The sequence below is a fragment of the Pseudomonas sp. ACN8 genome (assembly GCF_002303925.1).
Classification (GTDB): domain Bacteria; phylum Pseudomonadota; class Gammaproteobacteria; order Pseudomonadales; family Pseudomonadaceae; genus Aquipseudomonas.
On sequence record NZ_MRCS01000026.1, the window covers coordinates 36,184 to 51,261 of the forward strand.

The 15,078-nt window shown below is 62.5% G+C and carries 15 protein-coding genes; 13 read left to right on the plus strand and 2 right to left on the minus strand.

All coding sequences use genetic code 11. The features are described 5' to 3' along the window. Positions 1–171 precede the first annotated feature (171 nt). From BSF44_RS16115 to BSF44_RS16170, 12 genes are all read left to right on the plus strand, one after another. Complete coding sequence (locus tag BSF44_RS16115; protein WP_095944347.1) at positions 172–465, plus strand: DUF6124 family protein; 294 nt, start codon at positions 172–174, stop codon at positions 463–465. A 259-nt stretch (positions 466–724) separates the two neighbouring features. Next, positions 725–1,615: a VOC family protein gene (locus BSF44_RS16120; protein WP_095944348.1), complete on the plus strand. Its 891-nt coding sequence runs from the start codon at positions 725–727 to the stop codon at positions 1,613–1,615. A gap of 11 nt (positions 1,616–1,626) precedes the next feature. Continuing rightward, on the plus strand, positions 1,627–2,508 hold the full coding sequence (locus BSF44_RS16125; protein ID WP_095944349.1) for a CoA transferase subunit A: 882 nt from the start codon (positions 1,627–1,629) through the stop codon (positions 2,506–2,508). Between the two features lie 11 nt (positions 2,509–2,519). Continuing rightward, positions 2,520–3,308 (plus strand): CoA-transferase subunit beta, encoded by a 789-nt coding sequence (locus tag BSF44_RS16130; protein WP_095944350.1) that lies wholly within the window; start codon positions 2,520–2,522, stop codon positions 3,306–3,308. Between the two features lie 23 nt (positions 3,309–3,331). Continuing rightward, positions 3,332–4,204, plus strand: coding sequence for an enoyl-CoA hydratase (locus BSF44_RS16135; RefSeq protein WP_095944351.1), 873 nt, complete (start codon positions 3,332–3,334; stop codon positions 4,202–4,204). Between the two features lie 2 nt (positions 4,205–4,206). Beyond that, complete coding sequence (locus BSF44_RS16140; RefSeq protein WP_095944352.1) at positions 4,207–5,274, plus strand: nitronate monooxygenase family protein; 1,068 nt, start codon at positions 4,207–4,209, stop codon at positions 5,272–5,274. Between the two features lie 11 nt (positions 5,275–5,285). Continuing rightward, entirely contained in the window at positions 5,286–6,041 is a 756-nt protein-coding gene (locus tag BSF44_RS16145) for an enoyl-CoA hydratase family protein (protein ID WP_095944353.1), read from the plus strand. A 10-nt stretch (positions 6,042–6,051) separates the two neighbouring features. After that, positions 6,052–7,218 carry an acyl-CoA dehydrogenase family protein gene (locus tag BSF44_RS16150; protein ID WP_095944354.1) on the plus strand — a complete coding sequence of 389 codons (1,167 nt, stop codon included), beginning with the start codon at positions 6,052–6,054 and terminating at the stop codon, positions 7,216–7,218. 10 nt (positions 7,219–7,228) lie between these two features. Next, a complete protein-coding gene (locus BSF44_RS16155; protein WP_095944355.1) occupies positions 7,229–8,284 on the plus strand; it encodes an acyl-CoA dehydrogenase family protein in 1,056 nt (351 codons plus the stop codon). Positions 8,285–8,452: 168 nt separating this feature from the next. Next, a complete protein-coding gene (locus tag BSF44_RS16160; protein ID WP_095944356.1) occupies positions 8,453–9,601 on the plus strand; it encodes an acetyl-CoA C-acetyltransferase in 1,149 nt (382 codons plus the stop codon). A 163-nt stretch (positions 9,602–9,764) separates the two neighbouring features. After that, the gene (locus BSF44_RS16165; protein WP_095944357.1) at positions 9,765–10,640 is read left to right on the plus strand and encodes an SDR family oxidoreductase; all 876 of its coding nucleotides are present in this window, start codon (positions 9,765–9,767) and stop codon (positions 10,638–10,640) included. A gap of 205 nt (positions 10,641–10,845) precedes the next feature. After that, complete coding sequence (locus BSF44_RS16170; protein ID WP_095944358.1) at positions 10,846–11,355, plus strand: DUF1993 family protein; 510 nt, start codon at positions 10,846–10,848, stop codon at positions 11,353–11,355. 125 nt (positions 11,356–11,480) lie between these two features. Here the strand turns inward: BSF44_RS16170 and sstT are convergent, their stop codons facing one another. Next, a complete protein-coding gene (sstT, locus tag BSF44_RS16175; protein WP_095944359.1) occupies positions 11,481–12,713 on the minus strand; it encodes a serine/threonine transporter SstT in 1,233 nt (410 codons plus the stop codon). Positions 12,714–13,030: 317 nt separating this feature from the next. On the opposite strand from sstT, the gene BSF44_RS16180 reads away from it, so the two are divergent. After that, entirely contained in the window at positions 13,031–14,191 is a 1,161-nt protein-coding gene (locus BSF44_RS16180) for an MFS transporter (protein WP_095944360.1), read from the plus strand. Here BSF44_RS16180 and nhaR read toward each other — a convergent pair. Beyond that, entirely contained in the window at positions 14,178–15,077 is a 900-nt protein-coding gene (nhaR, locus tag BSF44_RS16185; protein ID WP_095944361.1) for a transcriptional activator NhaR, read from the minus strand. The two genes, BSF44_RS16180 and nhaR, sit on opposite strands and share 14 nt — an antisense overlap. Position 15,078: the final 1 nt, after the last annotated feature.

Genomic DNA, 15,078 nt, shown 5'->3' on the forward strand with positions numbered 1-15,078 from the left:
CATCCCAAACAGTCAGGCCATTTCATGCCCTGCACTTCATGGTAGCTGTGCGCAGGGCGCCTTCGGGCGCGCCGGTTTCGTGCTCCGCCGGTCGACTAACCTGCGTACAGCTGCCACCCCTCTTGTTTAGTCGCAAGTAGGTGACGGCTCCACATTTTGGAGCATTCAACTATGGTCAAACCTTCACCTAATCCGCCGGAAACCGAGCGCATCCCCTCAAACGCCGACATCCGCGCCACCCCTCGAACAATCAGTACGCTGTTCATCGTCGACCCCGGGGCCACGACCGAAACCCTGGTGGTCTATCTGGTCGAGACGCTGGCCTCGGTGGATGTGATGGTTCATTACCTGGTCGATCATCTGGAAGGTTCATCGCGCAATGTCCTGCCAGGCATTTCAAACAGCGTGATGCTGGCCGAAATCACGGCAAACCGCGTGCTGGACCAAATCGAACCAGCCGCATAAACCCGCCATACCACTGCCCCCTGTGGGAGCTAGCCTGCTGGCGATAGCGGCCTGACATTCAACATCCATGTTGCCTGACACACCGCTATCGCCAGCAGGCTAGCTCCCACAGGTTTTTTTGCATCAAAAGCCATCATTTCCGCTAGTCCCATTGGACGATGTTGCCCCTCGCCGAACCCGTTTGAATAGGCCCTACATAAAGTCTCCCCCGGCACCAGCCGAAGGGCGACACCGCCTGAGAAAAACGAGGAGTGCATCCATGGATATCCGTGGTCTGGGTTACGTCACCCTGCTGTCCAGCGACCTGGCGCAATGGCGCCACTACGCAAGCCAGGTGTTGGGCATGATGGTCAGCGGCGATGATGAGCGTCTGTACCTGAAAATGGACGAACGTCATTACCGCATCCTCGTGCAGAAGAATGCCGAAAACAGCTTCGGTGCCTGCGGCTGGGAAGTGGCCGGCAAGGCGGCGCTGGAACAGGCGGTCAGCGAGTTGCAACAGGCCGACGTGCAAGTGACCCGTGGCACAGCGGCCGAGGCCGAGCTGCGCAAGGTCCAGGAGTTGGTGCACTTCAGCGACCCGGATGGCAATCGCCACGAAATTTTCTGGGGCCCGCTGCAGGACTTCGCCCGTTTCGTTTCGCCGGTTGGCGTCAAAGGGTTCGTTACCAACGACCTCGGCATGGGCCACGTTGTATTGCCAGCCCCGGCCTTCGAGCGCTGCCGCGATTTCTACGAACAGGTGATGGGTTTCGGCCTGTCGGACCTGATGAAAGTCCGCTTCACCCCGGACCCGGCCGAGCCGCAAAAACGCATCCACTTCCTGCACTGCAACAACGGCCGCCACCACTCGCTGGCGATTTTCGAGTGCCCGATGCCCCACGGTTGCGTGCACATGATGGTCGAGGTCAACGCGCTGGACGAAGTCGGCCGCGCCCTGGATCGCGTCCACGCCAATGGCGTGAAGCTGTCGGCCACCCTCGGCCAGCACACCAACGACCAGATGATTTCTTTCTATATCAAGACCCCGTCCGGGTTTGACCTGGAGTACGGCTGCGATGGCCTGGTGGTCGACTGGGATCGCCACACGCCGTTCGAAAGCACCTTGGTCAGCCACTGGGGCCACGACTTCAGTGTCGGTCGCCAATGAGGAACAAGACGATGGACAAGCAAATGAGCACCGCCGAGATCGTCGGCCAACTGCGTGACGGCATGACCATCGGTATCGGTGGCTGGGGTCCGCGTCGCAAGCCAATGGCGCTGGTGCGCGAGATTCTGCGCTCGGACCTCAAGGACCTGACCGTGGTCGCCTACGGTGGTGCCGATGTCGGCATGCTCTGTGCCGCCGGCAAGATCAAGAAACTGATATTCGCCTTCGTGTCCCTGGATTTCATTCCGCTGGAGCCGTACTTCCGCAAGGCGCGCCAGGAAGCGGCGCTGGAAGTGATGGAGATCGATGAAGGCATGCTGCTGCTCGGCCTGCGGGCGGCGGCGATGAATGTGCCGTTCATTCCGACCGCCGTGGGCCTGGGCACTGACGTGCTGCGCCACAACCGCCAGATCAAGTTGATTGCCTCGCCGTACGCCGATGGCAAGGACTGGGTGGCCATGCCGGCGCTCAAGCTCGACGCGGCGCTGGTGCATGTCGACCGCGCCGACAAACGCGGCGTGTGCCAGATCAGCGGTCCGGATCACTACATGGACGACCTGTTCGTACGTGCCGCGACCCACAGCTACGTAACCTGCGATGAGCTGGTCGACAGCGACTACTTCCATCAGGACAGCGCCCATGCCCATCAAGTGTTCTGGGAACGCAACCTGACCACCGCCGTGGCTCACGTGCCGGGCGGGGCGCATCCGTCGTCCTGCGCGCCGCTGTACGGTTTCGATGTCGCGCACTTCAAGGCCTACAACGCCACGGTCCAGGCGGCCGATGGCTGGCAGGGCTATGTCCGCGACTACGTCGACTGCACCCACGAACAGTATCTGGAAAAGGTTGGCGGCCTGGCTGCGATCCGTGAACTGCCGTTGCCGATTTTCTAAGGAGCCTTTCGATGAGCACTATTGATTACAGCCTCGCTGAGTTGATGATCTGCGCGGCCTGCGACGCCTGGCGCGAAGACGGCGAAGTATTGGCCTCTGGCATCGGCGTGATCCCGCGTCTGGCCGCGTCCTTGGCCATGCTGACCAGCAACCCGCAACTGCTGATGACCGATTCCGAAGCCTACATGGTGGCCGAGCCGGTGCCGTTGGGCGCACGTAAAGGCTACGAACCAAAGCGCGACAGCTGGATGGGTTTCTCGCGGATTTTCGACAACGTCTGGGGCGGCAAGCGCCATGCCCTGGTCGGCCCGACCCAGATCGACCGTTACGGTCAGGCCAACATTTCCTGCATCGGCGACTACGCCAAACCCAAGGCGCAGATGCTCGGTGTGCGCGGTTTTCCCGGCAACTCGATCAGCCACGTCAACTCGTTTTGCGTGCCGAGCCATAACCGTCGGGTGTTCGTCGAAGGCGAGGTCGATATGGTCGCCTCGGTCGGCTACAACCCGGCCCGTCTGGCGCGGGGCTGGTCGCTGGATGACATCGACATCCGCCTGATCATTACCGACCTCTGCGTCCTTGATTTCCAGGGCCCGCAGCGGCAGATGCGCATCCGCTCACTGCACCCCGGCGTGACGGCGGCGCAAGTCCAGGACAACACCGGCTTCGAACTGCACGTGCCGGACGACTGCCCGATCACGGCAGCACCGACGGCCGAGCAGTTGCAGCTGATCCAGCGTCTGGACCCGCACAACCTGCGCGCCCTGCAACTCAAAGACAACCCGCCAGGCCAACGCTGAGCAACGCGTTGCGGAGAAAAGTGATGGCTGAAGATAACGATAACAATCAGGCCGAGGTGGTGCTGTACGAGGTGCGTGGCGCGGTGGCCCTGGTCACCATGAACCGCCCCGAGTTCCACAACGCGCAGAACTCGCAGATGACCTATGCGCTGGACGCGGCGTTTCGCCGGGCCTGCGATGACGATGAAGTGAAGGTCATTGTGCTGCGTGGCGCCGGCAAGCATTTCTCCGCCGGGCATGACATCGGCACCCCGGGCCGCGACGTCGACAAGACGTTCGACCGCGCCAGCCTGTGGTACGACCATGTAAACAAACCGGGCGGCGAGTTTCTCTATGCCCGGGAGCATGAAGTTTATCTGGGCATGTGCCGCCGCTGGCGCGAAATCCCTAAGCCGACGATCGCCATGGTCCAGGGCGCGTGCATTGCCGGTGGGCTGATGCTGGCCTGGGTCTGCGACCTGATCGTCGCCAGCGAGGATGCCTACTTCGCCGATCCAGTGGTGCGCATGGGCATTCCCGGGGTCGAGTATTTCGCCCATGTGCATGAACTCAATCCGCGTATCGCCAAGGAATTCCTGTTCCTTGGCGAGCGCATGCCGGCACCGCGTGCCTATCAGATGGGCATGCTCAACCGGGTAGTCGCTCGCGACGAGCTGGAGCAACAGACCCTGGACATCGCCGGGCGCATCGCCCAGATGCCGCGCCTGGGCCTGCAACTGAGCAAGCAAGCGGTGAACAACGCCGAAGACCTGATGGGCAAGCGCGCGACCATGGACATGGTGTTCGGCCTGCATCACTTCGCCCATGCCCACAATGAACTGGTGTCCGGCGACCGTCTCGGCGGCTACGACGCCAAGGCCATGGCCAGTTCCCAGCGCAAAACGGGCGAGGCGTGAACATGGCGATCTCGTTGAATACCCGTTTAACACAACTGCTCGGATGCCGTTATCCGATCATCCAGACCGCCATGGGCTGGGTCGCCGACCCGAAACTGGTGGCGGCCACGGGCAATGCCGGTGGCTTCGGTTTTCTCGCCGGGGCGACCATCGAACCGCAGCAGATGGAAGCGGCGATTATCGAAACCCGTCGCCTGACCGATCAGCCGTTCGGGGTGAACTTCCACATGTACCAGGCCAATGCCGGCGAGATCGTCGAGCTGGTGTTGCGCCACCAAGTCCGGGCGGTCAGCTACAGCCGTTCGCCGGGCAAGCAAATGATCAGCCGCCTGAAGGATGCCGGGGTGGTGTGTATTCCTACCGTGGGCGCGCTCAAGCATGCGCAGAAAGCCGTGGAAATGGGCGCCGATGCGGTGACCGTGCAGGGCGGCGAGGGCGGTGGTCACACCGGGTCCGTACCGACCTCAATGCTGCTGGATCAGGTGGTCAATGCCGTGTCGGTGCCCGTGGTGGCTGCCGGTGGTTTCAAGGATGGCAAGGGTCTGGTCTCGGCCTTGGCCTATGGCGCGGAAGGCATCGCCATGGGCACGCGTTTCCTGATGTGCGCCGACAGCCCGGTGCCCCAGGCGACCCTGGCCCGATACCTGGCGGTCAAGGACCCGGCGGCGATCATCATCAGCCGCGCCATCGACGGCATGCCGCAACGGATGATCCGCAACGAATTGCTCAACCAGCTGGAAAACAGCGGCGGCCTCAAGCGTCTGTTGCTGGCCTTGCAAAGTGGCCTGGCCTACCGCCGCCACACCGGCATGAGCCTGACCCAGTTGCTCACCAGCGCGCTGAAGATGCGCGGTGCCGGAGAGTTGACCGCCGCGCAAAGCATCATGGCCGCCAACGCACCGATGGTGATCCAGAAAGCCATGGTCGACGGGCAACCGGCCGCGGGCGTGTTGCCCGCCGGACAGATCGCCGCCTCCATCGACAGCTTGCCCAGCTGCGCCCAATTGATTGAACAGATCGTCCGCGACGCCGAAACGCGCCTGGGCGAGCTGTGCCGCCGTGTATCGTGAAGGGGAAAGGCATGAAACCATTTAGCGTGAGTATTGATAGCGGCATTGCAGAATTGGTGTTCGACCGGCCACCGGTCAATGCCTTCAGCAGTCAGGGCTGGGCCGATATCGCCAGCGAGATCGAGGGCCTGGGCCGCAACAGCGACGTGCGGGTGATCGTGATCCGTGCCGAAGGCCGGGGTTTCTGCGCCGGGGTCGACATCAAGGAACTGGCCGCCGACGGCAACCTGATCGTCGCGGTGAACAAGGGCAACTACGACAGCTTCAAGGCCATCCACCGCAACCCGAAACCGGTGATCGTGGCCGTGCACGGCTTCGTATTGGGCGGCGGCATCGGCATCTGCGGCGCCGCCGACATCATTGTCGCGTCCGAGTGCGCCACCTTCGGCGTGCCGGAAGTGGATCGCGGGGCCATGGGCGGCGGTGCGCATTTGCAGCGCCTGTTCCCGGTGCAGAAAGTCCGCCACATGTACTTCACCGGCGAGGCCATCGACGCCGCCGAGGCTTACCGCCTGGGTGCGGTGGAGCGGGTGGTCAAGCGCGAAGACCTGCGTGAAGCCGCGTTGCAGATCGCCCGCACCATCGCCGCCAAGAGCCCCGGCATGATCAGCCTGGCCAAGGAGGCGTTGAGCGGCATCGAAGACGGCAATCTGGAAGACAAATACCGCTGGGAGCAGGGCTTCACCCTCGAAGCCTACCGCTCACTGGACTCTCAGGAAGCACGCGACTCGTTCGTCGAGAAACGCGATGCCCGATTCAACGGCTGAAGGCATATCCATGGACCTGACCTATACCCCGGCCCAGCAGGCCTTTCGTGCCGAGGCACGGACCTGGCTGGCGGCCAATGTACCGAGTGAACCGCTGCAATCGTTCGACACCGAACAGGGCTTTGCCGAGCACCGCGCCTGGGAAGCCAGGCTCAATGAAGGCCGTTGGGGCATGGTCACCTGGCCGACCGAACTTGGCGGGCGCGGCTGCGACCTGATCGAGTGGCTGATTTTCGAAGAGGAATACTACCGCTCCGGAGCGCCGGCACGGGTCAACCAGAACGGCATCTTCCTGCTCGGCCCGACCCTGATGGAGTACGGCAGCGCTGAACAAAAGGCACGCTTTCTGCCGCGCATGGCCACCGGCGAAGACATCTGGGCCCAGGCCTGGTCCGAGCCGGGCGCCGGTTCCGACATGGCGGCGATCCGTTCCAAGGCAGAGCGGGTGGGCGATCACTACGTGATCAACGGCCAGAAGACCTGGTCGACCCGCGCGGTGTGGGCCGATTGGGCGTTCGGCATTTTCCGGACCGACTCGCAGTCCCAGCGTCACCACGGGCTGACCTTCATCCTGCTGCCGCTGGACACGCCGGGCATTACCGTGCGGCCGATTCCGCAGCTCAACGGCTTGCCGGGTTTCGCCGAAATTTTCTTCGACGACGTCAAGGTGCCGGTGGAAAACGCCCTCGGTGGCGAAGGCATGGGCTGGCACGTGGCGATGTCCACTGCCGGGTTCGAGCGTGGTTTGTTGCTGCGTTCTCCGGCGCGCTTCCAGGAAACCGCCAAGCGCCTGGTGCAGTTGTACCTGGCCAATCGTGAGCAGGCCGACCGCGACCCGGCCATCGTTGAAGCGGTGATGCGCGCCTGGCTCGATGCCGAGGCCTACACCCTGAGCACCTACATGACCGCTTCGCAACTGGTGCAGGGCGGCAAGATCGGGCCGGAGTCGTCGACCAACAAGATCTTCTGGTCCGAACTCGACCAGCGCATGCACGACACCGCCATGAGCATTCTTGGCCTGCGCGGCGAACTGCTGCCGCAAGCCCCGGCCGCCGGTGACGTCGGCCATTGGCTGGAAGGTTTCCTGTTTGCCCAGGCCGGGCCGATCTACGCCGGCACCAACGAGATCCAGCGCAACATCATTGCCGAACGCATGCTCGGCATGCCGCGTGCCTGAGGAATAGACCATGGACTTTAGTTTCAGCCGCGACCAACTGCTGTTTCAGGACAACGTCCGCAGCTTTCTGATCAACGAAGTCACCCCGGAACGCATCCGCGAACTGTGGCAGAGCGACAGCGGGCGCAGTGATCAGCTCTGGGCGCAATTGGTGGAACTGGGCCTGACCGCCCTGACCGTGCCCGAGGCGCAGGACGGCATGGGCATGAATGAGCTGGACGTCGTGCTGATCGCCCAGGAATGCGGTTACGCCGGGCTGCCCGAACCGCTGGTGGACACCATGCTGATCGGCGTACCGATGCTCGCCGCTCTCGATGAGCAACACGCGCCACTCAAACAAAAATGGCTGTCGCGAGTGGCCGAGGGCCGTGCGCGTCTCGCGGTTGCCGAGCCGGGTAATCCGCTGGTCAGCGATGCCCATGTCGCCGATCTGCTGTTGCTGGCCCATGGCGATGAGGTGCATGCGCTGGAGCGTGATGCCGTGCGCCTGACCCGCAACGAGTCGGTCGATCCGAGCCGTCAATTGTTCCAGGTCGAGTGGACGCCAACTCCCGCCACTTGCGTTGCCTGCGGTGAGCAGGGCCGACGCTTGTGGACGGCCACGTTCAACCGTGGCGCCCTCGCCAGTGCCGCGCAATTGCTCGGGCTGGCCAAACGCATGGTTGACCTGGCGGTGGACTACACCTTCGAGCGCAAACAGTTCGGTAAACCGGTGGGCTCGTTCCAGGCGGTCAAGCACTTGATGGCCAACGTCGCGGTGCAGATCGAGTTCGCCAAAGGCCCGTTGTACCGCGCCGCGTATGCGTTGGCCGAGCAACAACCGGGACAGGACGTGCAGGTGTCCCACGCCAAGCTGGCAACGGCGGAAGCGGCGATGCTCGCGGCGAAGAACAGCATCCAGGCCCATGGCGCCATGGGGTACACCTGGGAAGTCGACCTGCACCTGTTCATGAAGCGCGCCTGGGCGCTGGACAAGGTCTGGGGTGATCGCGGGTACCACAAAGGGCGAATTCGCGCGGCGCTGTTTGACGGCAAGCTCGCGCTGGGAGCGGGTAGTACGTTCTAACCAGTCATTAAGGGTGACTACATCCCTGTGGGAGCGAGCCTGCTCGCGAAGAGGCCGGCACATTCACTATTCATGTTGCCTGATACACCGCCTTCGCGAGCAGGCTCGCTCCCACAGGATTTTCGGCACTTTCAATACCAGATTTCAATTTCTTCACCGAGGTAGACCATGCCTGAAGCTTATATCGTCGACGCCCTGCGTACGCCCACCGGGCGGCGCAAGGGTGGTCTGAGCCAGATCCACGCCGCCGACCTGGGCGCCCATGTGTTGCGCGCGCTGGTCGAGCGCAACGCCATTCCCGACGAGGATTACGACGACGTGATCTTCGGCTGTGTCGATACCATCGGCCCGCTGGCCGGTGACATCGCCCGCACCAGTTGGCTGGCGGCCGGCCTGTCGCAATCGGTGCCTGGCACCACCATCGATCGCCAGTGCGGTTCGTCCCAGCAAGCGGTGCACTTCGCCGCCCAGGCGGTGATGAGCGGCACTCAGGACGTGGTCGTCGCCGGTGGTGTACAGACCATGACCCAGATCCCGATTTCCTCGGCAATGATCGCTGCCGAGCCTCTGGGCTTCACCGATCCGTTCAGCGGTTCCGAAGGCTGGGTGCGGCGCTACGGCGCGCAACCCCCGACGCAGTTCCGTTCGGCGCAGATGATCGCGGAAAAATGGGACCTGTCCCGGGCCCAGCTTGAAGCCTATTCGCTGGAGTCCCATCGACGTGCCTTGCAGGCCATCGAGCAAGGCCGCTTCAACCGCGAGATCGTGCCACTGGCCGGCGTGATGCATGACGAAACGCCGCGCCAGACCAGCCTGGAAAAAATGGCTGAGCTGGAATTCCTGTTCGGCTGCGACCGGGTGACCGCTGCGGTGTCGAGCCAGACCTGCGATGCGGCCAGCGCGATGCTGATCGTCTCGGAGGCGGCGCTCAAGCGTTACGGCCTGACGCCACGGGCACGCATTCATCACCTGAGCGTGCGCGCCGAAGACCCGATCTGGATGCTCACCGCGCCGATCCCGGCTACCGCTTACGCACTCAAGCGCGCCGGCATGAAGCTCGAAGACATCGACCGGGTGGAGATCAATGAAGCCTTCGCCTCGGTGGCCATGGCCTGGCTCAAAGAGACTGGTTATCCCCATGAACAAACCAACGTCAACGGCGGCGCGATTGCCCTTGGTCACCCATTAGGCGCCACCGGCACCCGCTTGATGTGCACCTTGCTGCATGAACTGGAACGCAGCGGCGGTCGCTTCGGTATGCAGACCATGTGCGAAGGCGGCGGGCAGGCCAACGTGACCATCATCGAACGCTTGTAACCCAGGATGCACACCGAGCCTGTGGGCGCGAGCCTGCTGGCGATGGACTCAAGAACGACGCGGTTATCCAGATACCCCCGCGTATTCGTTAACGACCATCGCGAGCAGGCTCGCTCCTACAGGGGATTGTGTCGACCCGTGATGAATTTGAAGGATGTAGAACATGAAAACCTGTGAAAACCGCGTGGTGATCATCACCGGTGCCGGCGGTGGTCTGGGCCGCGCCTACGCGCTGGCTTTCGCCGCCGAAGGCGCGAAAGTGGTGGTCAACGACATCAACCGCGAAGCGGCGCTGGCCGTGGTCGGTGAAATCCTCGGCCAGGGCGGCAGTGCCGTGGCCAACAGCGACGACATCACCCGCTATGACTCGGCGGGGCTGATCGTGCGCCAGGCCATCGAAACCTTCGGCGACCTGAACGTGGTGGTCAACAATGCCGGCATCTGCCGCGACCGCATGTTCGCCAGCCTCAGCGAAGCCGACTGGGATGCCGTGGTGGCCGTGCACCTCAAGGGCCACTTCTGCATTTCCAGCCACGCCGTGAAGTACTGGCGCGAGCAGGCCAAGGGCGGCGCCAAGGTCGATGCGCGGATCATCAACACCAGTTCCGGCGCCGGGTTGCAGGGTTCCATTGGTCAGTCCAACTACGCGGCGGCCAAGGGCGGTATTGCCTCGCTGACGTTGGTGCAGGCGGCTGAACTGCGCCGTTACGGGATCACCGCCAACGCCCTGGCACCGGCCGCGCGCACCGGGATGACCGAGCAAGTGTTCGCCGACACCATGAAAAAGCCTGAAGAGGGCTTCGATTACTTCGCCCCGGAAAACGTCGCGCCGCTGGTGGTGTGGTTGGGCTCCGAGGCTTCCGCCGAGGTGACCGGGCAGATGTTCGAAGTCGAGGGCGGCAAGTTGTCCATTGCCGACGGCTGGCGTCGTGGCCCGCAACTGGATCGCCAGGGCCGTTGGGCGGTCGGCGAGATGGGTGAGGCGATTGCGCAACTGATGACTCAGGCCGTTCCGGCGGCGAAGGTTTACGGCAGCTAAAAAAGTCCGGTCCGGGGAGGGGCGTGCATGGCTATAATCGGCCCACGCTCCAAAACCGACCACCTGTGGGAGCGAGCCTGCTCGCGATGGACGTTAACGATAACGCGTTGATTCTGGATAAACGCGTTGCGCTTGAGTCCATCGCGAGCAAGCTCGCTCCTACAGGTGGCCGACGTTTCCCTCCAGTCACCACACGAGACCTGTCATGACCATTTCCCTGTACGACGCTTCCATCCCTGTTTTCCAGCAAATGCTCAACGCCCTGAGCGATGTACTGAAGAAGGCCGAAGCCCACGCCACCGAAAAAAACATCGACCCTAACGCCTTCCTGCAAGCGCGCCTGTTCCCGGACATGTTCCCGCTGGTGCGTCAGGTGCAGATCGCCGTTGATTTCGCCAAAGGCATTTCTTCGCGTCTGGCCGAAGTCGAACTGCCGAAGTACGACGACACTGAAACCACCTTCGCCGAGCTGCAAGCACTGATCGCCAAGGTTCTGGCCTACATCGGCGAGTTCACGCCAGAGCAGATCAACGGCAAGGAAGGCATCGAGATCGTCACCCGTCCGGGCACGCCTAAAGAGAAGCGCTTCAGCGGCCAGTCCTACCTGCTGACCTACGGCCTGCCGCAGTTCTTCTTCCACGTCACCACCACTTACGCACTGCTGCGCCACAACGGCGTGGAAGTGGGCAAGCGCGACTACATGGGCGCGTTCTAAACCGGCCAGGTACTTGTAGGAGCGAGCTTGCTCGCGATGAGCCAGAGAACGCCGCGGGGTGTCAGGCTGCCAGCGTTATCGTTAACGTCCATCGCGAGCAAGCTCGCTCCTACAGCGGGTGAGTGTCAGGCCAGACGTTCGGCTTTCTGCTCTTCACCCAGGCAGGCCGCCGCGGTGAACAGCACGTCGGTGGAGGAGTTCAGCGCGGTTTCCGCCGAGTCCTGCAACACGCCGATGATGAAACCGACCGCCACCACCTGCATGGCGATTTCGCTCGGGATGCCGAACAGGCTGCACGCCAGCGGAATCAGCAACAGCGAACCACCGGCCACACCCGAGGCGCCGCAAGCGCAGATCGCCGCGACAACGCTCAACAGGATCGCGGTGGGGATGTCCACGGCGATACCGAGGGTGTGCACCGCCGCCAGGGTCAGCACGGTGATGGTGATTGCCGCGCCGGCCATGTTGATGGTCGCACCCAGCGGGATCGATACCGAGTAGGTGTCTTCGTGCAGGCCCAGTCGCTTGCTCAACTCCAGGTTGACCGGAATGTTCGCTGCCGAGCTGCGGGTGAAGAACGCCGTGATGCCACTTTCGCGCAGGCAGGTGAGCACCAGCGGGTATGGGTTGCGGCGCAGCTTCCAGAACACGATGAGCGGGTTCATCACCAGTGCCACGAACAGCATGCAGCCCAGCAGCACGGCCAGCAGGTGCGCGTAACCGATCAAGGCGCCGAAACCGGAAGTGGCCAGGGTCGAGGCCACCAGGCCGAAGATGCCTAGCGGTGCGAAGCGAATCACCACTCGCACGATCACAGTCACACCGTTGGACAGGTCGCCCAGTACTTCACGGGTGGTGTTGCCAGCATGGCGAATGGCAATGCCCATACCGATGGCCCAGGCCAGGATGCCGATGAAGTTGGCGTTCATCAAGGCACTGACCGGGTTGTCGACCACACTCAGCAACAGGCTTTGCAACACTTCGCCAATCCCGCCTGGCGCTGTGACCGCAACGTCCTGGGTCGACAGCACCAGGTTCGACGGGAACGTCATGCTGGCAACCACCGCGACCACGGCCGCGGCGAAAGTACCCAGCAGATACAGGAACAGAATCGGCCGGATATGGGTTTCCTGACCGTGCTTATGGTTGGCAATCGACGCCATGACCAGCACGAACACCAGAATCGGCGCGACGGCTTTGAGTGCCGAGACAAACACTTTGCCGATGAACGCCGTGGACTTCGCCATGTCGGGGGCAATCAGCGCCAGGGCAATACCGGCGATCAGGCCGATCACGATCTGTGTGACCAGGCTCAAGCGTTTAAGGCGGTGCAATAGAGAAGGGGATGAAGCAGTCATAAAACGGCATCTCTGATTTTTTATAAGTGCAAGGTTTCACCGCGCATGCAGCCCGCAGGAAACCGAAGAGGATCGTGACATCGACGCCAAAAATGGCCGACGAACACTGGGTGTACGTTTTACAGGGCGCGGACTTTATCACAGCGCAGGAACGATCTTTCAGACCTGTGACGAACTGCCACCCTGGCATTCAACGCGAATTGCAGGTTCGTGCAACCGCATCCGAAAACACTCTGTTAAGATTCGCCATCCTCATTTTCATGTCTGCCAGTGGGCCTTCGGGCTATCGCTGGTGTCGTCGTTTTCTGGAGTTCTGCATGCTGTTGCCCATTCTTCTGTTGTCTGCCGCCGGTTTCACGGTGCTGACCACGGAATTCGTCATCGTTGGCCTGTTGCCGGCCATCGCCCGGGATCTGGAGGTCAGCATCCCGCAGGCCGGCCTGCTGGTGACCCTGTTCGCCTTCACCGTGGCCGCGTTCGGGCCGTTCCTGACGGCGTATTTCGCCCGTTTCGAGCGCCGCAAGCTGTTCATCTCGGTGCTGATCATGTTTGGCCTGGCCAACACGCTCGCGGCGCTGGCGCCGAATATCTGGGTGATGGCGTTCGCCCGCTTGATCCCGGCGCTGGGGCTGCCGGTGTTCTGGGCCTTGGCCAGCGAAACGGCGGTGGACATCGTTGGGCCGGATTACGCCGGTCGCGCCATCGCCAAGATCGGCTTCGGCATCGTCTGCGCCACGGTGTTTGGCATTCCCGTAGGCACGCTGATTTCCGATGCGTTCGGCTGGCGCAGTGCCTTCGCGATTCTGGCGGTCATCGCCTTTGCCAAGGCGTTGTTGCTGTTTATCTATCTGCCCAGGACCCACCTGCACCAGCATCAGGTGAGCTTTCGCTCGCAGTTCAAGATCCTGCGCAGCCCGCTTATGCTCGGTCATGTGCTGCTGTCAGTGATTGTGTTCAGCGGCATGTTCACCGCCTACACCTATCTGGCGGACATTCTCGAGCGGCTGGCCGGCTTCAACGGCACCGTGGTCGGCTGGTGCTTGATGGGCTTTGGCGCGGTGGGGTTGATCGGCAACTCCCTGGGCGGCCGGGCGGTGGATCGTCATCCGCTGATGGCGTCGATGATGTTCTGTGCATTCATGATTGCCGGCCTGGTGGCGCTGGTGCCGAACATCCATTCGCCCCTCGGTCTGGCGGCGGCGATGGGCATCTGGGGTGTGACCCAGGCGGCGTTGTTCCTGGTCAGCCATGTGCGCCTGATGAAAGCAGCGCCCGAAGCGCCGGCCTTCGCCGCGTCGCTGAACATTGCCGGGGCCAACCTCGGTATTGGCTTGGGCGCGATGATCGGTGGTCGGGTGATCGACAGCGTCGGTCTGCAAGGCCTTGGCTTTGCAGCCGCCGCTTTCATTCTGGCGTCGATCCTGCTGGCCATCGCCCTGATGACCCTCAAGCCGCGCGAAGAAATCACAGCGCTGTAAACAGCTCGCGTCGGGCACCTTCGGTAATGGCGACAATGCCGGGGTGCTTGACCTTGCGTTCCACTGAGATGGCATAGAACGACTCGCTCACCGCGTCGGTCTGGCCAATCACCTCCACGCCATATTGGCGTTGCACTTCATCGGCAATCACGCTCGGGCCGATGAAGATCCCGCTGCCGGATTGGCCGAAGGCCTGCATCAGGGCGCTGTCGTCGAACTCTCCGACAATTTTTGGCTGGATCTGCTGCTCGGCGAACCAGCGTTGCAAACGGCTGCGCACCACGGTTTCCGGGCCGGGAATCAGCAGCGGCGCACCGTGCAGATTGCGCGGAAAGTCGCGACCGTAACGGGCCGCCAGCTCAGGGGTGGCGAAGAAGCTGATCCCGCACTCACCGAGTTTCTGGCTGTAGCCCTTGATGTCCAGGTGCGACGGCATCGGGCTGTCGGATATCACCAGGTCCAGGCGCTGGATCGCCAGGTCGGCCAACAAACGTTCAAGCTTGTCTTCGCGGCACGTGATGCGCAGCGGTTCGCTCAGTTCCATGGTCGGTGCGATCAGGCGATAGACAATGGACTTGGGCACTACGTCGGCCACACCGACGCGAAACAGGATCTGCTGTTCATTGGGCTGTGCCCGCAGCATCAGTTCCAGTTCGCCACCCAGCTGAAACATTTGTTCGGCGTAGGGCAGGGCCTGGCGGCCGGCCTCGGTCAGTTCGAGTTGACGTCCCACGCGCTGAAACAACTCGATGCCAAAAGTCTGCTCCAGTAATGAAATCTGCCCGCTGATGGTTTGTGGCGTGAGATTGAGCTGCTCGCAGGCGCGCACGATGCTGCCGGTCTTGGCCACCACCCAGAAGTAATGCAATTGCCGATAGTTGAGCATG